Genomic DNA, 25,018 nt, shown 5'->3' on the forward strand with positions numbered 1-25,018 from the left:
CCTTTTTAAAAATTACGAATATAGGAAAGAAAGTGCTTCACACACTCTTGTGCAAGAATTTCTTGCCGTTCAACCGACTCGCCTTGCTGCGCCGAGATGTGCTGCCGCAATTCTTTAGAAATCCAATGTGAAAGCTGTGCCCAAGAAATCGTGGTGATTTTGTTTTCGTGAGCACCTGCGGTTTTTGGGGGGGATTTATTGGGCGTTAGGAAAATGATTGCCCATGGGCGGCCATGCGCTCGTTTCTCGCAAAGCGCACCATAACGGCTTAGTTGGTCAACTCCTTCTGGCGCATCAATCTTGACTTCAATCAGTAAGTAAAAAAGCTCGGCATCAATTTCAATATCTACGCGATTTGTTCGACTGCCGTCTGGATTGCTCTCTGTGCGAACTGTGCAATAGCGTGAGTCCGCGATGTTTAAAGTTAAATCGCTATTTGAAACGCCACCAGTCAGTACCTTTAGCGCCAATTTTCCTAAGCCGTGATTACCTTTGGGATTGAGTAGCCACGCTAAAATTGCAGAGTTCCTCACTTCATCGCGCTTTACGTTTGCGGTAATCCAAGGGTTAAAGCTAAAGGCTCCTTGCTTTGCTCGATCAATTGGCGCTTTCAATGCGTTAAACCAAAGATGCAATTGATCAACGTTAATTTCTGGCGTTAACTTTGTGGGTCGTAAATTTCTCAGTAATGGAGTGATTTGTGTAAAAAAACTCTGCAATTTAGTTGTTAGCGCCACAGCCCCTTTGGGCTGAGCTTTGAGCCGATTTAATCCGTCAAAGAATCCCGTCAACTGAGTCACGTGCAAGGCGTGTGTTTGCATATTTTATTTCCATGCTATTTTTTCAGATTAATATTTTTCAAGGGTTGTTAAATAGACTGGAAAGGAAATCGTACATTGAAGGATCCGCAATTTTTAATGTTTCATTTGTACATACAGGACCATGATTTCCGTCAGGTACTTTTTTGCATTCGTTCACGTTGTACCAATCTTGAACAGCGGTAGCGAAATATTCATTTTGGTTCGTGATTGCATAGGTGTTAGCAAATGCACCTGTTGCTACTGCTTTGTTCCATAGATCAACAATTATTTGCTCACTGTTTGGAATGACCGTATTCATCGCTGGGTACATGATTGCGTGAGCAAATTCATGTACGCAAATATCCTCATTTGGGTAGCGATTCTCAATTGATCTGATTATGTTTTCTTCTCCGCAACTCATCAGGGGTAAGATATTGTTTGGACCTAACCCGCGTGCGCGTGCATTCCAATCAACTCCTGGATTATTTGCTGATAGATTGATGTATTCAGGAATTGAGGTTAATTCAGCGTTTTTTGGAATAATTGATACGTGAATTTTTTCCGCTAATACTTTTCGTATATCTGGACGCTTTGCCGTCATCTTTAACACTATTGCTTGCATCCGCCATAGTGCTTCGTCAGACACGCTTCCATTTGCAACGATAGCAATGCCACCTGCGTCGAGATATTTCGTGTAATACGATTTATCTACTCCAACAGAGGCTGGCACTGGATTTGTGGTTGGCCATGCGGTCGCCGTTGGTGTTGGTGTTTGAATAGGAGTGGCGGTTGGTATAGCAACAGCCGTGGGAGATGATCCGCCCCCACCACAACCTGTCGTTAATAAAGCCCCTATTAACGCGCTAGCAAGTCCCTGTTTGAGGCAAATATTATTTTTGATATAGAACGATGATTGTTTCAATTGCTTCTCCACGAAAGTTCTTAAATTCGAGCCTGTTGTTAGTCGGTAGGATTGTAAAAGATATGAATTTGTAGATTATATTCCGTAGACCTGTAGTCTCGTTCGGGGCGACGATTTGCCCCTATATGAACGAGTACGATCATCTACGGCAGCAGCTAGGTAAACGAGTGAAGGCGCGACGTCGCCAACAGCGTTTATCTCAGGAAACGCTCGCCTTTCAAGCAGAAATCGACCGTACCTACGTGTCGCAGATTGAACGCGGCATTAGCAACCCATCCCTGCATGTGCTCTGCAAAATTGCCGAAGCACTCCTCGTGTCAGTCACCGATTTATTATCTGAGCCAGAGAGCGCAACTGAGTAAGCAGCCCACCCTGCGATACTAGTAAGAATCAATTCAATTTTAACGCAGGTTTGCTTGCCTAGCTTATAAAATGAGACTGTTACTCCCATTTGTAGCATTTTAACCAGACAGCTAGACTGGCTACACACCAGTCCAGCGTTACTGTTCCTTCCTTGTGTGAGTCGTGGGCTGGTAGTACCATGTACAAAATTCTGTGCAACCACTGAGCCGAGCAATGTCAATTTCTGCAAGTGATGTCGTGCCATTTTCACAAGCACGCGCCAATCTTTCTGAGCTGTGCGAATCAGTAAAGGCTGGCTCTGAAAAAATCATTACTAAAAATGGCGAGAGTTATGTGGCTTTGATTGATGCTCGCCGTCTTGATTACTACCACCAACTTGAGCGTGAGCGTATTCACTTGCTACTCATCAATGAAGCGGTAGCAGGTTTATCTTCAATTCATGATGCCAAGCTCGTTAATTCTGCGGATATATTGCAAGCGATGCAGGATCAATCACGTGCTTAAGCCTGTACGCGCATCAACATACTTCTTGAAAACTTTGTACGAAGTAGTGGTATTACAAGCTAGCTCGACGGTGAGCGACGAACTATGCAATCTAGTCATCCCTAACTTGCAATCACATCCGTATTTAGGTGGGAATTTTTTACTTCGAAGTATTGGTTCAATTGAGGTAAAAAATGTCACAAGTACACTTAAACAGTCTCTAGCTGCATATCCTGATGCCACGTTGCATGAATACCGTATGCAAAACCATATTCTGCTGTATCTGGTCAATGCGGAAGAAATCATTCTTCTGAGCATTCAACCGTACGCGCAACTTTCTAAAGATTTTTTGGCGTTGTGGCAACCGTTGCCGCAACTCGCCTAACTGAGATTAAATTTGATGGATCATTCCGCACACAACAAAATTGTTTCTTTTATTTGGTCGATTGCCGACGACTGTCTGCGTGATGTATTTGTGCGTGGTAAATACCGTGATGTGATCTTGCCGATGTTTGTTTTGCGTCGTTTGGATTGTTTGCTAGAGCCAAGCAAAGCTGTCGTGCTTAAAGAAGTCCACTTTCAGCGTGAAGAGGCCAATTTGATCGAGCTAGACCCACATGGTTTGCAAGACGCTTCTGGCTATGTGTTCTACAACGTCTCGCCGTTTACGCTTAAAACCCTGCTTGGCAATCACTCGCAACTTGAAGCCAACTTGAAATATTACCTTGATGGGTTTTCCGATAACGTGAAGGAAATCATCGAGAAATTCGATTTGCGTAATCAGATTCGCAAAATGGCGCAATCCGATGTGCTGCATGATGTGATCGAAAAATTTGTATCAGATGAAATCAATCTCAGCCCTGATGACCGCAAAGGCATGGATGGCCGCACGCAAGTTGGTTTATCCAATCTAGGTATGGGTTATGTGTTTGAAGAGCTGATTCGTAAATTTAATGAAGAAAATAACGAAGAGGCAGGTGAGCATTTCACGCCGCGTGAAGTAATCAAGCTGATGACTAATTTGGTGTTTATCCCTGTAAAGGATCAACTGCCCAATCCGTTAACGATTTACGACCCTGCATGCGGTAGTGGCGGCATGTTGACTGAATCGCAAGATTTCATCACTGATACCGAGGGCGAGATTAAAGCCAAGGTTGGCGTCTTTTTGTATGGCAAAGAGGTCAATCCTGAAACGTATGCCATTTGCAAATCCGACATGATGATTAAGGGTAATGACCCTGAGAACATTCTGTTCGGCTCAACGCTGGCAACGGATGATTTTGCAGGCAAGCGCTTTGACTTCATGCTGACCAATCCACCGTACGGCAAAAGCTGGAAAGGCGATCAGAAAGGGATTGTTGATGGTAAAGACGTACTTGATCCCCGTTTTCAAGTGAATTTGAGCAATTACACCGATGAGGTAAATGACTTTTATCCTGCGATACCGCGCTCATCAGACGGCCAACTGCTGTTCATGATGGAGATGGTTGGCAAGATGAAACGCTTGAGCGATTCACCGAACGGCTCGCGCATTGCATCGGTACACAATGGCTCTGCTTTGTTCACTGGCGATGCGGGTAGCGGTGAAAGCAATATTCGTCGGCATATTTTAGAAAACGATTTGCTCGAAGCCATCATTCAATTGCCGAATAATTTGTTCTACAACACGGGCATTACCACTTACGTTTGGTTGCTCTCTAACAGCAAGGCCGCTAATCGCGTAGGTAAAGTGCAGCTGATTGATGCGTCAAATCTGTACCAGAAATTGCGTAAAAATTTGGGTGAAAAGAACTGTGAATTTTCTGAAGAGCACTTAAAGCAAATCACGCAGCTTTATCTTGATATGCCCAATGACGGTATTTCTAAGGTGTTTAATAACCGAGATTTTGGCTATTACAAAGTCACGGTTGAGCACCCGTTGCGCTTAGCTGCGCAATTTACCCCTGAACGTATTGCCACTTTGCGCTATACGGCGGGGATGCAAGACATGATGGAATGGGTGTATACCAAGTATGGTGATGAGGTCTATCACGATCTGAAATCACACACCGAAGCCATCGAAGACCATATCGAGCGCGAAGAGCTAGCCTTGTCGCCTAAAAATCGTAAAGAACTCTTGAGCGAAAATACTTGGTTGGTGCAACGCGAAATCATGCAACGCGCCCAGCAATTAGCAGAATCAATTGGCAATGCCGAACACCTCGATTTCAATGTATTTGAGCAAATCTTCGATCAAGTCGCCAAGGGCTTAGGTTTGAAGTTGGCAAACAATGAGCGTAAACAAATCTTGAACGCGATGAGCTGGCGTGATGAACGTGCCGCCAAGGTGATCAAGAAAGTTCACAAGCTCAATGCCGCCAAGCAGAAAGAGCTGCTTACTGAGCTGGCAACCACTGCCGATAAGTTGGTCGATTACGGTTACTGGCCGACAAAGAAATCTGGCGAATATATTGAATACGAAACCGACAGCGAGCTACGCGACACCGAAAACATACCGCTGGATCGCGATAAAACGCGCCATGCCCATGACGTAATTCATGCTTACTTTATTCAAGAAGTGCGTCCGCATGTGGATGAGGCATGGTTGGCGATTGATAAGACCGTGATTGGCTACGAGATTAGTTTTAATAAATACTTCTACCAGCACAAACCGCTCCGCAGTCTTGCCGATGTCACGCAAGAAATTCTCGACTTAGAAAAAGAAACTGATGGCTTGCTCAAAGCTTTGGTGAGTTTTGTGGGAGTGGCGCAATAATGAAAGACCAGCATCCCCAAGCTTCTGGCTCACTGGACGATTTGCTGCTGGCGCTCAGTGAATCACATACCCAATTGCAACAGCAGGCCGCCCGTTCCGTTGACCTTGCCTTGGTGGCGCGAAACTGGATTTTTGGTTGGCACATTGTGGAGTTTGAGCACGGTGCAGCGGGTCGCGTTGAAATGTATGGCAAACGCCTGCTGGATGATTTAGCCCAAAAACTAACCGAAAAGCTGGGTGCGGGTTTCTCCAAACGCACGCTGGAACAATGCCGTCGTTTTTATCTGAATTACCGCGACATTGCGCAGACACTGTCTGCGCAATCTTTGCCAGCATCGCCAGCCGATACGGTCGCAATCGCCACGCTGCTCGGGCGGTTTCGCCTTGGCTGGTCGCACTATGTCGCACTGCTCACGCTCAAAAATGCGGATGAACGCCGATTTTACGAAATCGAAGCCATCAATAACAGTTGGGGCGTGCGTGAACTACAGCGTCAAATGGCTTCATTACTGTACGAGCGTTTGGCCTTAAGCCGCAATCCCACCGAAGTGAAAGCACTGGCACAAGAAGGCCATGTCATCACCAAGGCGGCTGATGTACTCAAAAACCCCTATGTGCTGGAGTTTCTCAATCTACCCGAGCACCATGCCTACTCAGAGCATGAGTTGGAAACGGCCATCATCGACCAATTGCAACTTTTCCTGCTGGAATTGGGCAAAGGTTTTTTATTCGAAGCACGGCAAAAGCGTTTCACTTTCGAAGACGATCATTTTTACGTCGATCTGGTGTTCTATAACCGCCTGCTGCGCTGCTATGTATTGATTGATCTGAAACGGGACAAGCTGACCCATCAGGATTTGGGGCAGATGCAAATGTATGTGAATTACTTTGACCGCTTTGTGAAGCGCGACGATGAAAACGCCACCATCGGCATTATTTTGTGCAAACAGAAAAATGACGCTTTGGTTGAAATCACCCTGCCCAAAGATGCCAATATTCACGCCTCTGAATATCAGCTGTACTTGCCGAGCAAAGAAGAATTGCAACAGCGCCTCAATCAATGGGGCACGTTGACGAATGAGGAAGAGGCATGATGAACCGCGCCGCATTTGGGCAGAGCCTGCCTTTCAATGCAGTTGTTGCAAATTTTGCAATAACTGCCGTCTTTAGCAATCATCAGTCTCGTATCATTCGCCTTGCTGCAACCGTTGCAGATTTTGCAACGGTTGGCGTAGAGCGCCGCAGTAGGGTATTTCAAGCTGGAAGAGTGATGATTGATTCTTATGGGTATTTCCATCTAGCCATTGCTAATAAATGGCTACAATCCTATACCCGTGAGGTGGCTTAATGTTGCACTATGAACTTTATAAGCCGAGTGGCGTTGAATGGATGGGGAGCGTGCCATCGCATTGGGAGGTGTTGCCCTTGCGTGCAGTAACTACTCTAAAGTCTGATCGTAATCGGCCAGACTTACCTGTTTTATCGGTCTACCGAGAATACGGCGTTATTCTCAAAGACTCTCGCGACGACAACCATAATGCGACATCGTTAGATACCAGCAATTACAAAGTGGTAAATGAAGGTGATTTGGTCGTTAATAAGATGAAAGCTTGGCAGGGTTCGATGGGGGTAAGCCCTCATCGAGGAATTGTCAGCCCTGCGTACATCACTTGTTCAACAGATGCTGATCGTGTCCAGCCAACTTATCTTCACTATCTACTGAGATCATCACCATTGATTGGTGTGTATAACGCATTGTCTTATGGTGTGCGGGTTGGTCAATGGGATATGCATTATGAAGATTTTAAGCAAATCCCTATTCCGTTACCTCCTCGCGTAGAGCAGACTCGAATCGTTAGTTTTCTCGACAAAAAAACCGCTGAAATCGACACGGCGATTGCCATGAAGCAACGTTTGATTGAACTGTTGCAAGAGCAAAAAAGCATCCTCATCAATCAAGCAGTCACCCGTGGCCTCAATCCTGACGTAACTATGCGCGATAGTGGTGTCGAGTGGATCGGGCAGATTCCTGCAAATTGGCAAACAATTCCGCTTAAATATGTTTCATCGGTTCAAAGTGGTGTGACTTTGGGGAAGAGTTATTCTCAATTGAATGGTATTAAATCTTATCCTTATTTGCGCGTTGCAAATGTTCAGAATGGGTTTTTAGATTTGTCAGATATTGCTGAAATTAACTTGCCAGTCAGACACGCAAAAAATTACTTTCTAAAAGCAGAGGATATTCTTGTTACTGAGGGGGGCGACATCGACAAACTTGGCAGAGGCGCTTGCTGGTATGGTGAAATCGAGGAGTGTTTGCATCAAAATCACGTTTTTGCAATCCGAATTATTCGAACTGTATTACCCGAGTTTGTTAGTCTGATTACTGGTGTTGCCTATGCAAGGCAATATTTCACAACCACTGCAAATAAGACTACGAATTTAGCATCGACCAATAAAACAAAATTGGGAAACCTACCTTTGCTTGTTCCTCCGATTGATGAACAAAAAAACATTCTGAGTCATTGTGAAAATCTTCGTGCTCAATTTGATGTTTTGCTTGGTGGTGTGGCAAAGGAAATCGCTGTATTGAAAGAGATGAAAAGCACTCTGATTGCAGAGTCAGTTACTGGGAAATTAAGGATTTCATGACCAATGTTTTCCGAAACTAATAATCAGGCTTCGCCCTTGGATGGTTTTAATGCTGAGTCAGTTGTTGCTCATCTGCGAGCCAACTTATCTACTGAAGTCATCGGCATTTACGCCTTTGGCAGCCGCGTTCAAGGCACAGCGAACGCACACAGTGATTTGGACTTGGCGGTGCTGGTTGCGGGTTACGTTGACCCATTGCTGCTATGGCGCTTGGCGGGGGAATTGGCCGAACTGGTTGGCTGTGCGGTGGATTTGCTCGATTTACGTGCTGCGAGCACGGTGATGCAATATCAAGTGCTCACCACAGGGCGGCGCTTGTGGGGCGTTGAACCAGCGGCGGGTTTGTTTGAGTGTTATGTACTGAGCGAAAAAACCGCGCTAGATACCGCACGCAGCGGTTTGCTGGCCGATATTAGTCAACAAGGGAGCGTGTATGGCCGATGATGTGCTGATTAATAAGGCGGCAACGATTGAGCGTTGCGTGGCAAGAGCGCGTGAAGAGTACGCCGCAGCCAGTGATTTTGCGACCGACTTTAGCCGCCAAGATGCCGCAATTTTGAATATTCAACGCGCCTGCGAAGCCGCGCTGGATATGGGGCAACATCTGATTCGCCGCGAACGCCTCGGCGTACCGCAAAGCGCCCGCGATGTGTTTGCGCTGCTGGCGCAAGCCGATTGGATTGCCAAGCCATTGGCCGATGCGCTGAAGCATATGGTCGGCTTTCGCAACATCGCCGTGCATGACTATCAAAGCTTGCTCCTGCCCATCACCGTGAGCGTGATCACCGAGCATTTGGATGAATTTTTGCAATACAGCACCGCAATCTTGAAACGTGATGGAAATATCAATGCAGAGTCCTGAACTGATTCACGGCAAAATTAAAGGTGCTGTTGATTATAAAATCTACTGCGATGAAAGTTGCCACTTACAGCACGATGGTAGCAATGTCATGGTCTTGGGGGCATTGCGTTGTGATGCGTCGCAGGTTGAGCGAATTGTTCGCGAAATCAAAGCGCTGCGCATCGCTCATGGCTATCAAACTGAGTTGAAATGGACGAAGTTGCTGGCCAAGCAATGGCCGTTTTATAAGGCTTTGCTGGATTTGTTGCTCACTGAACCCGCCCTCAATTTCAAGGCGACGGTTGTCCTTAATAAAAACCTACTTAATCACGATCAATATAATTCTGGTTCGCATGGTACGTTTTATTACAAAATGGCGTACTATTCCTTGCGTGATTTTCTGATTCCTAGTAATTCGTATCGAATCTATCTTGATTATATGGATACCTTGGGCGCGACCAAAGCGCGCGAATTATCAAACGTGCTTCACAATCAAATGCGCGGTGCTGTACATGTTGATGTGCAAATCATTCGCTCGCATGAATCCCAATTGATTCAACTTTGTGATTTGTTGATTGGCGCTGTAGCCTATTCCAATCGAGACGATTTGGAGCGGACGGGAACGGTCAAAGTTGCAATCGTAGATTATTTGCAGCAGCAAATTTGTCGAAAATTGAATGTGGGAACCCCTCCTTGGGAAGAGAAATTTAACATTTTCATGTTTAGTCCAAGGAGCAATGCATGCTGAGTGCACCACTCAATCTTGGTCAAGTCGAAGCAACGCAAATTTGTGAATTTTTGTACCAATTGTTCCATCGAGATTTTGTTGCTTGTAGAACAATGTTGAACAGAACAATTTATATTGATCCGCAAAGCCAGCGGCAGGATGAAGGTAAAGAAAATACATTTTGGCATTTAATTACGCGGGATCACGAGCGGCAAGTTCGTGTGGATGGCCGTTATCAGACGGTTAAAGAACGCTTAACTGACTATCGACGAGCAGAGCGAATTGAATGGGTCAAGCAAATTATTGCTAATCACACCGATCCAGCAGTACGAATTTTTTATCACCAAGAAACTAATCAAAAACGTAATATTCGTTTGTATTTATGGGCTTACGAGAATGATTTTGTGGTGATTTTGCAGAAGCTTGGTAGGAGTAGTTCGTTTCTGGTAACGAGTTTCTACGTTGACCACCATTCGAAACGGGCAGACTATGAGCAACGTTTTGCACGCTACCAAGCAGGTACAGCGCAAGAGTTACATGGATGTGAATGGTTTTGACAATTGAAATGCAAACGCCACCCGAAGGTGGCGTTTACTGGAATAGTGGTCGCCTATTATAGGCCGGGCGATACGGCCACCTCTTTCTACACAGTGGTAGGTGAGCGACGTGACTATAGTACGCATTGCGTACCACGACAAATTAATTATAACTATCGATAGCAGGTTTAGCACACACTATGGTCAGCCAAACCAACGAAGCAGCATTAGAAAACCACCTTGAAAACGCATTAGCAAAAGACGGCTGGTGCATTGGCAATCCCGCTGATTTCAATCGGGAGTTTGCCATTGATGGCGCTGTGTTTTGGCCGTTCCTTGAAGCAACTCAACCGCAAGAGCTAGCCAAGCTAAAAGATCGACCAAACTGGCAGCGCTTGGTGTTAGAGCGCCTGAATAAGAAAATTCGCAAAGATAGCGTGTTGGCCGTGCTGAAAAAAGGGCTGGATATTGATGACGCCCATTTCGACTTGCTGTACCGCTTACCCTATAACGACCTGAATCCAGACGTCATCGCTAATTATGCAGCGAATCGCTTTAGTGTTACGCGGCAAGTCCATTACAGCGCGACCGATACGTTCAAATCGGTTGATATGGTGCTGTTTATCAATGGCTTGGCGATTACGACTTTAGAGCTAAAAAATCCGTGGACAGGGCAAAACGTTCATCATGCGATTAAACAATATCGTACTGATCGTGACCCGAAAGAGCCGCTATTCGAGTTTGGCCGTTGCTTAGTGCATTTCGCGCTGGATCCCGATGAGGCGTATATGTGCGCCCATTTGGCTGGCAACGACAGCAATTTTTTGCCATTCAACAAAGGCCATAACTTTGGTAAAGGCAATCCACCAAACAAGGCTGCGGTGCTACCTGCGGGTGTTGTCGCTGAGGCTAGCGCGGTTTATCAAGCTGTGGCGGGTACGCTGGGTGGCTATAAAACGGCCTATGTTTGGCAAGATATATTGCAGCGCAAATCGCTGACCAACATCATTGAACAGTTTGCCAGGTTCACAGTTGAGAAAGACAAGAAAACCAATAAAGAGCGCAAAACCTTATTTTTCCCGCGCTATCACCAGCTCGATGTCGTGCGCCAGATATTGAATGACAGCAAAGCTAAAGGTGTTGGTCAAAGCTATTTGATTCAGCATTCGGCAGGCTCGGGAAAATCCAATTCGCTCACATGGCTGGCTTATCAATTAGTCGAACTCTACGACATTAACGGCATCAAAAATGTGTTTGATTCGGTGGTGGTGGTGACAGACCGCCGTATTCTTGATTCTCAGTTGAAAGACAATCTCAGGCTGTTCTCTGAAACTAAAAACATCGTCGCTCATTGTGAAAGTGCCGCTGAACTCAAAGCGCATTTGGAGCTGGGTAAAAAAATCATCATTACCACTGTACAAAAATTTCCATTCATTGTGGATGGTATTGATGACCTGACGGATCGCAGCTTTGGCGTGATTATCGACGAGGCGCATTCATCGCAATCAGGGAGCGCATCCGACAAGCTCAATATGACTTTGGGTAGTGACGATGAAGATGTACCAGAGGACACGCAGGATAAAATTTTAGCGGCAATGAAAGGCCGCAAGATGAGTCGCAACGCGAGTTACTTTGCCTTCACTGCGACGCCTAAACCAGCCACATTGGAAAAATTTGGACGGCAAGGTGTTGATGGAAAATTTTACCCATTTCATCTGTATTCAATGAAGCAGGCTATTGAGGAAAAATTTATCCTCGATGTACTGGAAAAATATACCACTTATAACAGTTACTACGAGCTGCAAAAGTCGGTGCAAGACAACCCATTGTTTGACACTGCCAAAGCGCAGAAGAAGCTCAAAGCCTTTGTTGAGGCCAGCCCCGATACCATTGCGGTGAAAGCCAAGATTATGGTCGATCATTTTATGACTAAGGTTTGGCAGGCGAAAAAGCTGAAAGGCAAAGCCAAAGCAATGGTCGTGACGCGCAATATCGAGTGCGCGATTCGCTACTTCTTTGCCATTCGTGCCGAGTTACAAGCGGCTAATGGGCCATTCAAAGCGCTGGTAGCGTTCTCTGGCGAGAAAATGATTGATGGCATCAAATACACTGAAGATACCTTGAATGGTATCGCTGCACGTGATTTGCCTGAAGAGTTTGAAAAAGACGAATTCAAGATTTTAGTCGTTGCCAATAAGTACCTCACAGGCTTTGATGAGCCAATGCTGCACACGATGTACATCGATAAGAAGCTGCAAGGCGTTCTGGCCGTACAAGCCATTTCCCGTTTAAATCGCTGTAATTGGAAACTGGGTAAAACCGATACCTTTGTCCTCGATTTTTATAATTCAATCGAAGACATCAAAGCCGCATTTGATCCGTTCTATACCGCCACAACGCTGTCGGAAGCGACAGATGTAAATGTGTTGCATGACATTAAGGACGCGCTCGACGACGTAGGGATTTACGACTGGAGCGAAGTCGCACTGTTTAACGAGAAGTTTTTTAATAGTGCCGAAGCTGAAGAGCTGCATCCGATTATTGATACCGTCGTGGAGCGCTTTGATGATGAGCTGGACGATGAAGAACGAATCGACTTCAAAATCAAAGCTAAGCAGTTCGTCAAAATTTACGCCCAAGTCGCCGCAATTATTCCGTTTAATAATGTGCCGTGGGAAATGCTGCACTGGTTCCTAAAATTTTTAATCCCGAAACTCAAAGTCAAAGACCCTGACCAAGATGCGCTGGATGAACTGCTCAATAGCATTGATTTGAGTTCTTACGGCTTGGAGCGCTCACGGCTGGATACGAAGATTAGTTTGGATGACGCTGAGTCCGATCTTGAGCCGCAAAATCCAAACTTGCGTGGCGCTCACATGGGCGAAGGTGAAAAAGACCCGCTCGACGCAATTATTCAAGCATTCAACGAGCGCCATTTTGCAGGCTGGGAAGCTACGCCAGAAGAACAGCGCGTGAAATTCATCAACATCGCCAAGCACGTTGTCGCTCATGCCGACTACAAAGCACAGGTCGAAGACAATCCCGATGCACAAAATCGACAGCTAGCCTTAGAAAAACTCATCCAGCACGCCATCAGCATGGAACGCCGACGCGAGCTAGATTTGTACAAACGTTATTCGTCCGATGCTGATTTTAAGATGGCGTTTGATGCGAGCATTGCGCGGTTGGTTTCTCAAGAAAAACAATTAATAACACTCGCTTAAAATTTAAAGAGGTCTTAAATGTCAAATATGGCTGATATTGAAAATGAAGAATTAGAGGGTGAGAGTACCCTTGATGATAAAAGCTCAGAGTATCCAGATATTGTTATTAACTTAATAAAGGAGCAGTTTAGTCTTTTTGAGTTGAAGCGCCGTAAAGAAGTGTCAAATAAAATTCAAATTGACCCAGATTTTCAGCGTGGTGGGGTTTGGGATAAAAAACAAAAGTCAGAGTTGATTGAATCAATTTTGATGGGCATACCATTGCCAATAATTTATTTGTTTGAAGACAATTCTGGTACAAAACAAGTGGTTGACGGTAGGCAAAGATTGACAACCATTTTTGAATATATGAATGGTTCTTTTTTGTTAAGTGATTTGAAAATGTTGAAATCTGAGAATGAGTCATATTTTAATGGGCTTAGCCCAAAATATCAGTCAAAAATTGAAGATTATCAAATTCAGGCGTATACAATATTACCACCGACCCCAGAGAGAGTTAAATTTGATATTTTTGATCGAGTAAATAGAGGTGGGACTCGGCTAAACAACCAAGAAATGAGAAATGCTCTATATTCTGGCGCTTCAACTTTGCTGCTCAGAGAGTTAGCTGTCGATCCTTTGTTTTTAGAAGCAACAGGCAATAGCGTTTCATCAAAGAGAATGAAGGATCGATATATAATATTACGGTTTTTGGGTTTCTTTTTATTGAGAACAAATAGATTAAGTGGTATCGAATATAAGAGCGATGTGGATGAGTTTTTAGCTGATGTAATGAAGGCGATTAATGGGTTTAGTGAAAATGAGATACAAGGATTAAAGGACTCATTTAGGGTTGCGATGAGGAACTGTATCGATGTTCTTGGTGATGATGCATTTAGGTTTTTTAATGCGTATGGAAATAGACGCCCTGTGAGTATGGGTTTATTTGAATGCATTAGCTATATGCTAAGCAATGAAATTCCTGATGGTACAGATTTATCTAGTCTAAAAAATCGCATAGAATCCGTTAAGGTGGAAATGGACAAGTCAAATATGTTTGGCGGTAGAATTGATACAACTAATGGTATCAAATTTAGGTTTGATAAAGCTGATGCAATTAGGAGCGAGTTTTATGATTAATGCTTTGAGCGTGGCTGGATATAAAAGTATTTCCAGCGAGGTTTTTGACTTTAAAAAACTGGTTGTATTTACTGGGGTGAATTCCTCAGGTAAGTCCACCGTTCTCCAAAGTTTGCTTTTAGCTGGTATTTTTTCTGAGAATATTAAAAATGGTTCTTTGAGTGATTATGTTGATAATTTCTCTGACTTTTCTTTTTCAAGAAATAAGATTGCTAACTCAAGATTAATTGAGATCGGTGTATCTAGTCCATCAGGAGTGACTAAAATAAACTGGTCTGAAAGTGAATCAAACGTGGAATGTATTGATGGTGGAGCTGAGCTAGACTTTGAAAAAGAAATATATTATTTGTCCGCTCACCGAACAGGGCCTGAAGAGTTGGCTATTTACAATGGAAAAGTGAAGTGTGGATTGAATGGTGAGTATTTGTTTGGTTTTTTTGATCAACACAAAGATGATATCTACGATATTGGGGATTTTAAATCTAAAGACTCCTTAACGTTGAAAAGTCAGTTGAATTGGTGGTTGCAGTATATTCTTGATATTGATATAACGTTGCAGTCGCAAAAGATAACAAGCTCAAAGGTTAAAGTGTCATTTTCAAGTGGCACTTTGTCTGAGTTAAATCCATTTAATGTTGGTGCAGGAAATAGTTATGTGGCGAAGATTCTAATTCTGTGCTTGTCTTGCAACAAGGGTGATTCAATTATTATTGAAAATCCTGAGATTCATTTGCACCCAAAGGCACAGGCAAAATTAGGTGAGTTTTTTTATTATCTAGCAAAAAATGAAGTCCAAGTCATTTTAGAAACGCATTGTGAACATCTCATAAATAAAGTTAGGTATGAGGCATATAAAGATGATGCGTATGACGATTTAGTTGGAATATTTTACAAGAAGGATAGTGGGCAATTATTTGAGAAAATTGCTATTAATAAAGCTGGATCTTTTGTTGACGAAAAAGGCTTGAAAGTTAGCTTTCCGACTGGTTTTTTTGATTCCACGCTGGAAAACCTGATGGAGCTGCCTTTGTGAGTAGATCACTAGTATTGTCAGATGAACTGCTAGAAGTTTATTATGATTTTTTAAATTGCAAATGCGACCCTGAAAAAGCAAAAGCGTTGCTGTGCTATTATTCTGGATCGCATTTAACCAATGTTAGTCAGCTTCGTCGTATAGGGAAAGAGGATGCAGCATTACATGCGCAGCTTGCTCAAGCTGGTTATACTAATCAGACTTTAACTGAGTTGGCCGAAACAACAAAGTATAGAATGGTTCTTTCAACTAACGATGATACCTATCCCAACTTTAATGTTAATAATAAAATATTTCGTAGAGAATTTTGTTTTAATTATGGGGTCGGGGAAGATCGTGCTAATTTGATACGATATATAAAAGAACTCTGCATGTCTGCTAACACGATTGTTGCGTATGACATCTATTTTTTTCAGTCTAAAAATGAACGTTTATGGAAGCAGCTATTTAATCTTTTTCCAAATAGAAAGATGTCTATTATCAATTGCTCTAGCCAAATGAATGGTATTACTGGGAAGGTAAAGGCATTATGTAATAGTTGGACTATTAAGTCCGATACAAAAAAGACTTATGATGGCTTACATGATAGGTACTTGAGAATTGATGATTCTGTCGAGGTTGTATTTAGTAGTGGGTTTGAGTATTTATTTGATAAGAATAAAGAGTTGAGTTGCATTGTTAAAGTGCTGAATTGAGCTACTTTAGAGCAAATACTTAGCAATAGCTAAATGTAGGTATGTAGCTTTAATATTCACTGATTGGCAGGCTGGAAAAATATTTTAGGGGAGTTCTCTTTTATGTCACCACTAGAAGCAAAAGAAATTATAGAATCTCTCGCCAATGGTATCGATCCAGACACTGGAGAGATTCTAACTAAGCAAAGCATCATCAACCGTCGATTAGTAAAGAAGGCGTTCTCTGTTGCTATTGAGTCGCTTGAAAAAGCAGTAAAACGTGTTGAACGCGAAAATTCACTTCCTGAAAATGCTGGCTCTTCTTGGTCGGAAGAAGAGGAGGAAACAATTATTTCTGACTATGAATCGGGTGTTTCTATTAAAGAAATTGCGGCGAAAGTAGGACGTAGTAAAGGTGCAATTTCTTCACGCCTTGCTCGCCTTGGAATGATTTAAAATTGCATTGGTTTTTGCCGTTATGGTGTGTTGAGGAAGATTTTTTAGAGTCAAAGCGTGCCAAGACGTTGAGTAGGTTGTACGCTTGTATGTACGAAGTTAACAGTTATAGCTCAAAAAATAACAGCGTTGCTTCTGAACCATACTTATAATTTGTGCAACAGATGGTGAGAGGCTTGTTTATGCACCGATTGCTGTTAATCCTCGCTTTGGGATGTATTGCGCCTACTGCCATCGCGCTTGAATTAGACAAATATATTTATCCTGATACCAGTAACGAGGCGCTAGAGGAGGTCTTTGAACGCTTACCAGCTGGCTCACGCGATATATGTGCATTTACTATGAATTCTGCATTGGTAGTATGTACGCCTCATGTGCAAGCTGCGGAATGTCAGGCAAGTAAAGGTACGGTGGTGGTGCGTACTAAGCGGAACCCACGTGTTTTTGTAATGATCGTACCTGAGTGTGAAGGCGATGTTAATACATCCACGGACTCAACCGTACCATAAACGATTTCACTAGCGGCAGTTGAAATAGTCGCCAAGCCGCACGAACACTCGCTTTCCGCTATAATGACATAACGCACTTACAACGCACTGCCGTACAAAAAACGGCAATAACTGGCAACAATCGCTTGAATCGTTGAGCTTGATCGTGGATTGCGGTGTGTTGTTGTAGCGAGTTGTTTATGCTGTAACGTGTTGATTGCGCTAAGATATTTGTTTTTTGTGGTGGTGATGGTTAAATGTTCAAGTAATTCAAATACTTGAAGTTGATTGTGAGGCAGCTAAAGCAGCTAACTTGTAATCAGGGGGTCGCGAGTTCGATTCCTGCCGTCGGCACCAAAGAACACAGGGTTCCAGCTTTTTAGCTGGAACCCTTTTTCGTTGGCGCTCAAAAAATATTTTATGGTTCGATTTGCCCCTTCATCACTGCGCTGGGGGTATGTGCTTAATTTGTTGGGCGAGCTGCGGTGTTCGTCAGTTCTAAATATCGTTGGTATGTGCATGTAGCCCTGATTCAAAAATACCTGCAGCGATATACCACCCAATTACTTGATTAGTTTGGCTGGGCTGTGTGTTTGGACTATCTAGCGACAGTTGGCTGGTATTGCTGTAGCGGGGCTGATTTTGAATGCTGTCGAGCATCAAATAGCGCCATCGCTTCAAGCGCGCTGATGAGTTTGACTACGCTGCGGCATTAAAAATAAGCTGCCTTTGCTTGCCAAGCGCCTTTATTATGGTGTGGTTTCGACAAGTTATGGGGTTTTGGCGATGGTAGCGGGTCATAGTCAGGCGCAGGTTTATCTCAAAGTGCCGTTTAAAGAAAAAGACCAAGCTAAGGCTTTAGGGGCAAGGTTTGATCCTGATGCCAAGGCGTGGTATGTGCCGCATGGCGTGGATGTGGGCCGTTTTGTCCGCTGGTTGCCCGAGTCGCTCGCTCAGTTTGCGGCGCCAGAATTTAGTGTCGCCCCAGCCAAAAAAGCCAAGCCGCCAGCCGCAAAATCCTCAGTTGCAAAGTCACCCGCCGTGTTGACCACGCCCCTCGCAGCATTGCGTCCCTTATTGCCCGCCAGTTCAGATCTGAATAATCCACCGTGGGATGTTTAGATCGATGTGCCGCTGGGTTTTTAATTCCGGTTTCTAGGGTCGGTTGACGTTTGGTTTGCCAGCCGCGTTTGCGCGGATTTTGGCCCAATCGGCGGCACCAGCGGCTAATCGCTTGTGGCGCGCTGCGCTTTGCCTGCTCGATTGATGTTGTTGCGCGATGGGGCGCTGGCATGGATTGTCGTTGTCGATCGATCGCTTGCGATTGCCGCTGTGCTTCGGTTGGCTTGATCCAGTGCGGTTTTGATCTGACTCAGCCTTGCTGATAATGTGTATTTTATCGATTGATTATCGAGGGTCCGGCGTGGTACTTTAATGTGTATATTATTTATATGTTTAATTGCCACGAGGATTTTCAGTATGCATCCAGCTCAAATTGTCAGTCACATTGATGTGCGCCAAATTGCACCAGCCGAGCGTCATGCTTTGATTTTTAATACCTTTACTGCACTTAAAGTGGGCGAGGCGTTGGCGTTGACCAGTGATCATCGGCCAAGTCCTTTAGAGGCGCAGTTTGCCGAGCGATTTGCGGGCTTATTTCAATGGACGTATGTGCAAGCGGGACCTGCGCTTTGGCAAGCGACGATTGCCAAAATCAGCGATGCGAGTCTTGGCGCGCCGTGTTGTGGGCATTGCAATGGTTAAGCGAATGGTTAAGCAAACGGTGAAGCAAACGGTGAAGCAAACGGTGAAGCGAATAGGGGGTTGCTGATGTTTAAGGTGCTGCTGTCTCGTTATCAACAAACACAGCTGGCGCCACATCGCTTGGGATTTTTGGCGGGTGGCGTGTTGCTGGTTTTAAGTTTTGCTTGGTGGGCGGCGCAGATGCTGGGCCGCTGGCAAGGGCTGGCTTTACCGAGTGCCGTTGTGCCGATGTTTTTGCACGGCTATAGCATGACGTATAGTTTTTTTCCGCTGTTTATGCTCGGTTTTATCTATACCGCTGGGCCACGCTGGCTAGGGGTTGCGAGCCCGAGTCGGGCAGTTTATGCGCCGATTATGCTGGGGTATTTGCTCGGGGGCCTTTTAGTGCTTGCTTCAGCGACTAATACCACTTTGCTTAGCTGGGGCATCGTTTTGCAATTAACGGCGTGGTTAGCAGGATTGGCTTTGTGGCTTCGGGCCATTTTCGCCAGTAGCGTGCAAGATCAATTGCATGCGCGCATGGTCGCGCTGGGGTTTGCTTTGGGCGCTGTGGGTTTAAGCTTGGCGCTGTATTGGGCGCTCAGTGGCGAATATTCGGCGTGGTTTGCTGCAGTGCAAATCGGCATTTGGGGCTTGCTATTGCCGGTATTTTTGGCGGTGAGTCACCGAATGATTCCGTTTTTTTCGGCGAGTGCTTTGCCTATTTATACCCCATGGCGACCAAAATGGTGGCTATATACCCTGGTAGGGTGTTCGTTGCTACGCCTTGTTTTGATTGGTTTTGCTATTAATACGCTTGTTGTTGACGCGGTGATGGCGAGTATTTTGTTGTATACCACTTGGCGCTGGGATTTAAAAAAATCGTTTCAGGTTAAATTACTGGCGATGCTGCACGCGGCTTTTGCGTGGGCGGGGGTGGCGATGCTGCTGTCGGTGATCAGTGATGTATTGCAGCTATACGGGCATTTGGGTTTGGGTTTTGCGCCGTTGCATGCGCTGACTTTGGGGTTTTTCTGTTGCATGTTGTTGGCGTTTGTTACGCGAGTGACTTTGGGGCATTCCGGTCGGCCTTTACTGGCTGGCGGTTTGGCTTGGACGTGTTATTGGTTGATGCAAGGCGTGGCGCTGGCGCGCGTCGTGGGCGAGTTAATGCCATCTATTCAAGCGTTGGCGTATGCGGTGGCGGCCAGTTTGGCGATGGTTGCGATATTGAGTTGGAGTCGGGTGTATTTGCCGATGTATTGGCAGGCGCGGGTGGATGGCGGCGCGGGTTAAGCTGGCATTGCAAGGGCCAAGTCGTGGCGACGCTGCGGCAGCTCGGTTTACATATTGGTTTTTGAACTGCGGCGACTCGCCATCTCAATACGCAGCCGTGTTGCCCAATAAAACCACAGTGCAATGACGCGTGCTTTTGAAGTTATTATTTAGGGTATTGTTATCTATGCCATGTAAATCATAGGCTGGATGGCAATACCCTTTATTTTTGTTTCTGCGGCTTGATCGTACCGATAAAATCATTTTTCGGCTTACAAAAATGTTGTAATCTCTGCCGCTGAAATAAGGGCAGAGCTTCTTTTGTCGCTAGTTCTAATACACCGAATGTCAGTTTGAATGCTTGAGTCACTGCGCTATTGACATTGCTATGGGTGTTCACTGGGGCGTGAAAATGCAAATCTGCGGTGTCACGCGGCTTTGTCTTGGGCCTACGTTCTATTTCAGGCTGCGGATCGTAAGGCAACGGATCGATCGTCCAATCTATTTTTCCCGCCGCCCGTGCCGTCATTGATGGCGTGTGGCTGCGCTTGATGCTCGGAAATTCAATGAATCCAGATAAAACCCCCACCGCCGTATCCACTGAACTGCCGCCAGCGCCGGTGAGTTTTTGGCAGGCATTTTGGTTTTGGTTAAAACTCGGTTTGATTAGTTTTGGCGGGCCTGCTGGGCAAATCGCCATCATGCACCAAGAGCTGGTTGAGCGTCGGCGCTGGATTTCAGAAAAACGTTTTTTGCACGCGCTGAATTATTGCATGGTGTTGCCCGGCCCCGAGGCGCAGCAATTGGCGACGTATATCGGCTGGTTGCTGCACACAACGCGAGGGGGTATTGCCGCAGGAGTGTTATTTGTATTGCCTTCGCTGGTAATACTAATTGTATTGTCGTGGCTGTATATTGCGTTTGGCGATGTGCCGCTAGTGGCGGGCTTGTTCTACGGGATTAAGCCGGCGGTGACAGCGATTGTGCTGCAAGCGGCGCATCGCATTGGCTCGCGCGCACTGAAAAACAATCTGTTGTGGGGCATTGCCGGCGCGTCGTTTGTGGCGATTTTTGCGTTAAATGTGCCGTTTCCATTGATTGTTGCCGCCGCTGCGGTGCTGGGTTATTTGGGCGGCAAATTCGCGCCCGACAAATTTAAAACCGGCGGTGGGCATGGCAAAACGGGGGCATCTTACGGCGCGGCGCTGATTGACGACCATACCCCAACGCCTGCACACGCGATGTTTAGCTGGTCACGCTTAGTTAAAATCATCGTTATCGGTGCGCTGCTGTGGCTGGTGCCGATGGCGGTACTGATGGCGTATTTCGGCTGGCAACACACCTTCACGCAAATGGCGTGGTTCTTTACCAAAGCCGCGCTGCTGACGTTTGGCGGGGCGTATGCGGTGCTGCCGTATGTGTATCAAGGCGCGGTGATGGATTTCCAATGGCTGACGCCCACGCAAATGATCGATGGTTTGGCGCTGGGTGAAACCACGCCCGGGCCGTTGATTATGGTGGTGGCGTTTGTTGCTTTTATCGGCGGCTATACCCAAGCGCTGTTTGGGCCTGAATCGGTATTTTTAGCCGGGGCGCTCGCCGCTTGTTTGGTGACATGGTTTACTTTTTTGCCGTCATTTTTGTTTATTTTTGCTGGCGGCCCGTTGATTGAAACCACCCACAATGATTTGAAATTTACCGCGCCTTTAACGGCGATTACGGCGGCAGTGGTCGGGGTGATTGTGAATCTGGCGCTGTTTTTTGGCTACCACGTATGGTGGCCAACCGGCTTTGCTGGCGGCATGGTCAGCTCAGTCGATTGGATCGCCGTATCGATCTCCAGCGCCGCGGCCATCGCTTTATTTAAATACCAACGCAATGTCATTCATGTGATTGCCGCCAGTGCGGTGTTGGGTTTATTGCTGAAAACGGGTTTGCAGTAAGGCACGGCTGGCCGCGGCCGGAATCGATACAGGGTGCTTGTCGCGGCCAGCGGCGTTGTGGCAAGCGCATAAATGACGGCGGATGAGATCGTGATTCGCCGCGAAAATCGCCCCCGCGTGGCGACAAACCAAACATCAATCGGTTCTCGATGGATTTAACGCCGTAGCAGTAGCAGTAGTAGCATGTTGCTTGCGCGTTGTTTGAAGCGTGTTTTCTGTGTTGGCTAGTTCATGGTGTTATAGTCATCTTCGAGTCAGTATTTTTAATGCGTTGATTAATCAGGAGTCAGCCATGCACGTTATTCGATCCTCTCTTACCAAGCCTTTTTCGGCGGCGCTGACCGCTTTTTTACTCGCTTGGCCAACTTTGGCGCACAGCGCCGATCTACCATTAGCGCCTGCGGTGCTGGCGCAATTGAATGCGGTGGTTGATCAGGATAATCCACGGTTGCTGGCGATATTTAAAGATTTACATCAGCATCCAGAGTTGGCTTTTACCGAGGTGCGCACCGCTGCAATTGTGGCCAAAGAACTCAAACAGTTGGGTTTTAGCGTCACCGAAGGCATCGCCAAAACTGGGGTGGTGGGGGTATTAAAAAATGGCCCGGGCCCGACGGTGTGGTTTCGTGCCGACATGGATGCGATTTCGGTTAAAGAAGCCACTGGACTCGCGTATTCGCCCAAGCAAAAACAAAAGCTGGCCGATGGCAGTGAAGTCGATGTGATGCATGCTTGCGGGCATGACGCGCATATTACGTGGTTGCTGGGCATGGCCAAGGCGATGGTGGCGCTACGTAAAGACTGGTCGGGCACCTTGGTGGTGTATGCCCAGCCCGCAGAAGAAGTCGGTTTGGGCGCGCAAGCCATGGTCGATGATCAGCTGTGGGAGCGGGGGTTTGCTAAGCCCGATTATGCATTTGGCGCGCACACTGCGCCGGGGCCTGTGGGCTATGTATCCAGCTCGGCGGGAGTTCGAATGGCCGGGGTCGATCAGCTCGACATTACCTTTAAAGGGATTGGTGGGCATGGCTCAACGCCGCAAATGACGATTGATCCGATTGTCATGTCGGCTCAGGCGGTCTTGGCGTATCAAACGATTATTAGCCGCAATCTTGACCCGCAAGCTGCGGCGGTGCTGTCTGTTGGCGCGATTGAAGCTGGGCGCGACAATAATGTGATCCCTGAAACGGCGCTGCTTAAGCTCAATTTGCGTTGGTTTACCCCCGAAGTGAGGGCGCAAATATTGCGCCGAATTGATGAAATTAATCAAGGCATCGCCGTGGCTGCCGGCGTACCCGCCGATAAAATGCCGGTGCGGACGATGAAAGGGCACTCTGGCCCGTTGATTAATCAGCGTGAATTGGTCGAAACGATTAATCCTGCGCTGGTGCAGTTATTGGGCGCCGATCAAGTGATCGATCAGTTTCCGGCGGTGATGGGCTCGGAGGACTTTCAAGAAGTCTTTAACTTACACCAAACCCCATATGTGTTTATCTTGGTGGGGGTGGCACCGCTAGCGCAATTTACCGCTGCGCGTGCGAAGGGACAGCCTTTTCCTTACTCAAATCACAATCCTAACTTTTTTGTCGATTTAGCGGCGATTCCAATTGGGGTAAAAGCCAATGCCGTTGCCGCTTTGAGCGTATTGAAAAAAACACCGCAATAAGCACGACCGCTGGATGGCTTCGTCTCGCGCGGCTCAATCAGGCCGCGCAGAGCGAGGCGACATCGCCGATTGCTTGATGCCAATGAATTTCAAAGTCTTCGTCATCAAATAGACATGTATGTTTCAGCTAAAACCATGCAAAATAGCAAGGTAAAGTGTTTATACGGTTTATATCTTTTTATTGATGGAGCTTTTGATGACTAAATCTACAAATCCAGCGTTGGCGAGCGAGCAAGACCCAAAAAAGGCCGTAGAAATCCCAGCAACACCAGCGCCTGCCGCAGCGCCAACGACCGCGCCAAAAACCAGCGCCAGCACTGCGCGTAAACCGACCACGCGCCGCGCTCGAACTACGCCAGCAACACCGACTACTAGCACCGCGCAAGCGAGCGCCGTTGTGGTTGAGCCGTCAGCGCCAAGCGTGGCCAAGGCCAGCCCCGCTGCTGCGAGCAAAACCGCTGCGCGCAAGCCCGTCGTAACTAAAACCGCCACAACTAAAACCACCGCAGCAAGACCCGCCGCAGCCAAAGCCGATACCAGCAAAGCCGATATCACCCAAGCCAGTTCGGTCGCCGAAGTGCCCATGGCCAAAGTCAGCAGTAAACGCAAAGCCACCGCCTCAGTCGATGATATGGAAGCATTGGCCACGCATTTACTCAGTGAGCAATCGAGCGCCGCGCCGCAAGTTAAAATGGGTAAAAAACTCGATAAAGCCAGCCAGTTGCCCGCAAAAAAAGCAGCTAAAAAAGCCAAATTGATTCGCGATAGTTTTACCTTCCCCGAAGCCGACTACGCCTTGATTGCCGCCTTAAAGCAGCGGGTGATTGGTGCCGGACTTGAAGTGAAAAAAAGCGAATTGATTCGTGCTGGCTTAAATGCCTTAACCGCCTTAGCCGATCAAGAGCTGCATCAAATGCTGCAGCAGCTAGAAAAAATCAAAACCGGCCGCCCAGCCAAATAAGGGTATTGCTTTAAAGGCTTTTAAATATAAATCCTGCAGGCATATACCCAATAAAAAAGGGGGATGTTCAGATTACGTGTTGATGGTTTTAAGTGCCTGCGGCACATTGTTTTACAGTCGCAGTCCGCGACGGGGACCCTATTTTCTTTGACTCGCCAAAGAAAATAGGGGAAAAGAAAGGCGACCCGAGCGCGCCCAGCTCCGCTGTGCCCTCGATTGTCGTGAGCCAAACGATAAAACCGTTTGTCTCTCTCCTCACTCGGTGCGCTTAAACGGGATTTTAAGCCCCAGCTCAACGAGCGCGGCACAGCATCCACACCAAATCTGAACATTGCCTAAAAAAAAGCGAAACCGAAG

25 protein-coding genes are annotated in these 25,018 nt (G+C 46.3%); 22 read left to right on the forward strand and 3 right to left on the reverse strand.

The window, feature by feature from the left end:
* Nucleotides 1-5: 5 nt before the first annotated feature.
* Both LG219_RS05250 and LG219_RS05255 read right to left on the reverse strand, forming a co-directional pair.
* Nucleotides 6-821, reverse strand: a complete 816-nt coding sequence (locus LG219_RS05250) for a PDDEXK-like family protein (RefSeq protein WP_226763483.1) — start codon at nucleotides 819-821, stop codon at nucleotides 6-8.
* A gap of 37 nt (nucleotides 822-858) precedes the next feature.
* Nucleotides 859-1,722 (reverse strand): hypothetical protein, encoded by an 864-nt coding sequence (locus LG219_RS05255; protein WP_226763484.1) that lies wholly within the window; start codon nucleotides 1,720-1,722, stop codon nucleotides 859-861.
* A 125-nt stretch (nucleotides 1,723-1,847) separates the two neighbouring features.
* Here LG219_RS05255 and LG219_RS05260 point away from each other — a divergent pair, with 125 nt between their 5' ends.
* The 19 genes from LG219_RS05260 to LG219_RS05350 all read left to right on the forward strand — a co-directional run bounded on the left by LG219_RS05260 (nucleotide 1,848) and on the right by LG219_RS05350 (nucleotide 20,112).
* Nucleotides 1,848-2,084, forward strand: a complete 237-nt coding sequence (locus tag LG219_RS05260; RefSeq protein ID WP_226763485.1) for a helix-turn-helix domain-containing protein — start codon at nucleotides 1,848-1,850, stop codon at nucleotides 2,082-2,084.
* A 214-nt stretch (nucleotides 2,085-2,298) separates the two neighbouring features.
* Nucleotides 2,299-2,589 (forward strand): type II toxin-antitoxin system Phd/YefM family antitoxin, encoded by a 291-nt coding sequence (locus LG219_RS05265; protein WP_226763486.1) that lies wholly within the window; start codon nucleotides 2,299-2,301, stop codon nucleotides 2,587-2,589.
* A complete protein-coding gene (locus tag LG219_RS05270) occupies nucleotides 2,582-2,953 on the forward strand; it encodes a hypothetical protein (protein WP_226763487.1) in 372 nt (123 codons plus the stop codon). The genes LG219_RS05265 and LG219_RS05270 overlap by 8 nt, the downstream gene beginning before the upstream one ends.
* 15 nt (nucleotides 2,954-2,968) lie before the next feature.
* On the forward strand, nucleotides 2,969-5,323 hold the full coding sequence (locus LG219_RS05275) for a type I restriction-modification system subunit M (RefSeq protein ID WP_226763488.1): 2,355 nt from the start codon (nucleotides 2,969-2,971) through the stop codon (nucleotides 5,321-5,323).
* A complete protein-coding gene (locus tag LG219_RS05280) occupies nucleotides 5,323-6,417 on the forward strand; it encodes a PDDEXK nuclease domain-containing protein (protein WP_226763489.1) in 1,095 nt (364 codons plus the stop codon). The genes LG219_RS05275 and LG219_RS05280 overlap by 1 nt, the downstream gene beginning before the upstream one ends.
* On the forward strand, nucleotides 6,414-6,671 hold the full coding sequence (locus LG219_RS05285) for a hypothetical protein (RefSeq protein ID WP_226763490.1): 258 nt from the start codon (nucleotides 6,414-6,416) through the stop codon (nucleotides 6,669-6,671). Before LG219_RS05280 ends, LG219_RS05285 begins: the two co-directional genes overlap by 4 nt.
* Nucleotides 6,671-7,975, forward strand: coding sequence for a restriction endonuclease subunit S (locus LG219_RS05290; protein WP_226763491.1), 1,305 nt, complete (start codon nucleotides 6,671-6,673; stop codon nucleotides 7,973-7,975). The genes LG219_RS05285 and LG219_RS05290 overlap by 1 nt, the downstream gene beginning before the upstream one ends.
* Before the next feature lie 3 nt (nucleotides 7,976-7,978).
* Nucleotides 7,979-8,419: a type VII toxin-antitoxin system MntA family adenylyltransferase antitoxin gene (gene mntA, locus LG219_RS05295; RefSeq protein WP_226763492.1), complete on the forward strand. Its 441-nt coding sequence runs from the start codon at nucleotides 7,979-7,981 to the stop codon at nucleotides 8,417-8,419.
* The gene (gene hepT, locus LG219_RS05300) at nucleotides 8,409-8,837 is read left to right on the forward strand and encodes a type VII toxin-antitoxin system HepT family RNase toxin (RefSeq protein ID WP_226763493.1); all 429 of its coding nucleotides are present in this window, start codon (nucleotides 8,409-8,411) and stop codon (nucleotides 8,835-8,837) included. The genes mntA and hepT overlap by 11 nt, the downstream gene beginning before the upstream one ends.
* On the forward strand, nucleotides 8,824-9,564 hold the full coding sequence (locus LG219_RS05305) for a DUF3800 domain-containing protein (RefSeq protein WP_226763494.1): 741 nt from the start codon (nucleotides 8,824-8,826) through the stop codon (nucleotides 9,562-9,564). Before hepT ends, LG219_RS05305 begins: the two co-directional genes overlap by 14 nt.
* Complete coding sequence (locus tag LG219_RS05310) at nucleotides 9,558-10,100, forward strand: hypothetical protein (protein WP_226763495.1); 543 nt, start codon at nucleotides 9,558-9,560, stop codon at nucleotides 10,098-10,100. Before LG219_RS05305 ends, LG219_RS05310 begins: the two co-directional genes overlap by 7 nt.
* A 179-nt stretch (nucleotides 10,101-10,279) precedes the next feature.
* Nucleotides 10,280-13,303, forward strand: coding sequence for a type I restriction endonuclease subunit R (locus LG219_RS05315; RefSeq protein ID WP_226763496.1), 3,024 nt, complete (start codon nucleotides 10,280-10,282; stop codon nucleotides 13,301-13,303).
* An 18-nt stretch (nucleotides 13,304-13,321) separates the two neighbouring features.
* Complete coding sequence (locus LG219_RS05320; RefSeq protein ID WP_226763497.1) at nucleotides 13,322-14,422, forward strand: DUF262 domain-containing protein; 1,101 nt, start codon at nucleotides 13,322-13,324, stop codon at nucleotides 14,420-14,422.
* Nucleotides 14,415-15,455 carry an AAA family ATPase gene (locus tag LG219_RS05325; protein ID WP_226763498.1) on the forward strand — a complete coding sequence of 347 codons (1,041 nt, stop codon included), beginning with the start codon at nucleotides 14,415-14,417 and terminating at the stop codon, nucleotides 15,453-15,455. Before LG219_RS05320 ends, LG219_RS05325 begins: the two co-directional genes overlap by 8 nt.
* A complete protein-coding gene (locus LG219_RS05330; protein WP_226763499.1) occupies nucleotides 15,452-16,150 on the forward strand; it encodes a hypothetical protein in 699 nt (232 codons plus the stop codon). Before LG219_RS05325 ends, LG219_RS05330 begins: the two co-directional genes overlap by 4 nt.
* Before the next feature lie 102 nt (nucleotides 16,151-16,252).
* A complete protein-coding gene (locus LG219_RS05335; RefSeq protein WP_226763500.1) occupies nucleotides 16,253-16,585 on the forward strand; it encodes a hypothetical protein in 333 nt (110 codons plus the stop codon).
* Nucleotides 16,586-17,859: 1,274 nt separating this feature from the next.
* Nucleotides 17,860-18,195, forward strand: coding sequence for a DUF5710 domain-containing protein (locus LG219_RS05340; protein ID WP_226763501.1), 336 nt, complete (start codon nucleotides 17,860-17,862; stop codon nucleotides 18,193-18,195).
* A 357-nt stretch (nucleotides 18,196-18,552) separates the two neighbouring features.
* Nucleotides 18,553-18,837, forward strand: coding sequence for a DUF2249 domain-containing protein (locus tag LG219_RS05345; protein ID WP_226763502.1), 285 nt, complete (start codon nucleotides 18,553-18,555; stop codon nucleotides 18,835-18,837).
* Nucleotides 18,838-18,903: 66 nt separating this feature from the next.
* Nucleotides 18,904-20,112 (forward strand): NnrS family protein, encoded by a 1,209-nt coding sequence (locus LG219_RS05350; protein ID WP_226763503.1) that lies wholly within the window; start codon nucleotides 18,904-18,906, stop codon nucleotides 20,110-20,112.
* A 202-nt stretch (nucleotides 20,113-20,314) separates the two neighbouring features.
* Here LG219_RS05350 and LG219_RS05355 read toward each other — a convergent pair whose 3' ends face one another.
* A complete protein-coding gene (locus tag LG219_RS05355) occupies nucleotides 20,315-20,692 on the reverse strand; it encodes a hypothetical protein (RefSeq protein ID WP_226763504.1) in 378 nt (125 codons plus the stop codon).
* On the opposite strand from LG219_RS05355, the gene chrA reads away from it, so the two are divergent.
* The 3 genes from chrA to LG219_RS05370 all read left to right on the forward strand — a co-directional run bounded on the left by chrA (nucleotide 20,658) and on the right by LG219_RS05370 (nucleotide 24,661).
* The gene (chrA, locus tag LG219_RS05360; RefSeq protein ID WP_226763505.1) at nucleotides 20,658-22,034 is read left to right on the forward strand and encodes a chromate efflux transporter; all 1,377 of its coding nucleotides are present in this window, start codon (nucleotides 20,658-20,660) and stop codon (nucleotides 22,032-22,034) included. The two genes, LG219_RS05355 and chrA, sit on opposite strands and share 35 nt — an antisense overlap.
* A gap of 292 nt (nucleotides 22,035-22,326) precedes the next feature.
* Entirely contained in the window at nucleotides 22,327-23,700 is a 1,374-nt protein-coding gene (locus LG219_RS05365) for an amidohydrolase (RefSeq protein WP_226763506.1), read from the forward strand.
* A 196-nt stretch (nucleotides 23,701-23,896) separates the two neighbouring features.
* On the forward strand, nucleotides 23,897-24,661 hold the full coding sequence (locus LG219_RS05370; RefSeq protein ID WP_226763507.1) for a hypothetical protein: 765 nt from the start codon (nucleotides 23,897-23,899) through the stop codon (nucleotides 24,659-24,661).
* Nucleotides 24,662-25,018: the final 357 nt, after the last annotated feature.

The organism is Deefgea salmonis (genome assembly GCF_020531905.1).
Taxonomy (GTDB): Bacteria; Pseudomonadota; Gammaproteobacteria; order Burkholderiales; family Chitinibacteraceae; genus Deefgea; species Deefgea salmonis.